The sequence below is a fragment of the Streptococcus suis genome, from assembly GCF_002964045.1.
Classification (GTDB): domain Bacteria; phylum Bacillota; class Bacilli; order Lactobacillales; family Streptococcaceae; genus Streptococcus; species Streptococcus suis_U.
In genome coordinates this window covers 1-398 of the sequence record NZ_POPB01000277.1, presented here as the reverse complement: position 1 = coordinate 398, position 398 = coordinate 1, and the positions used below count along the sequence as shown (strand labels likewise).

The 398-nt window shown below is 38.2% G+C and carries 1 pseudogene; it reads left to right on the top strand.

Annotated elements, in window-relative coordinates:
* Window positions 1-398 (top strand): annotated as a pseudogene (locus C1E99_RS03675) (zinc carboxypeptidase); the annotation flags it as partial.

Genomic DNA, 398 nt, shown 5'->3' with positions numbered 1-398 from the left:
CTCCTAACTAGCCTATTCAAAGAATTTGCACAAAAAGATACCATTACTTTCCCATCTACAGATGCCGATGGAAATCCTGTTACTCTGCATTTAAAAGTGACAGATTTGTTAGATAAATTTATCTTCTTGTTCAATTTCACAGAAAATCCTGATGGTGATGTTAAAAACTTGCGTTCACTAGTAAATGGTTTGGACCCTAACCGCGATACTGGTTTCCAAGTGAATCCAGAAACACAAGCCATCGTTCGTCAAATCCACAAATGGAATCCAATATCTGTTTTAGATATTCATGGTTTTGTATCTGGATTTCTCATCGAGCCTGCCACTCCGCCACATGACCCGAACTTTGAATATGATTTACTAGCCGATATTATGCTGGAAAAAGCTCATGAAATGGG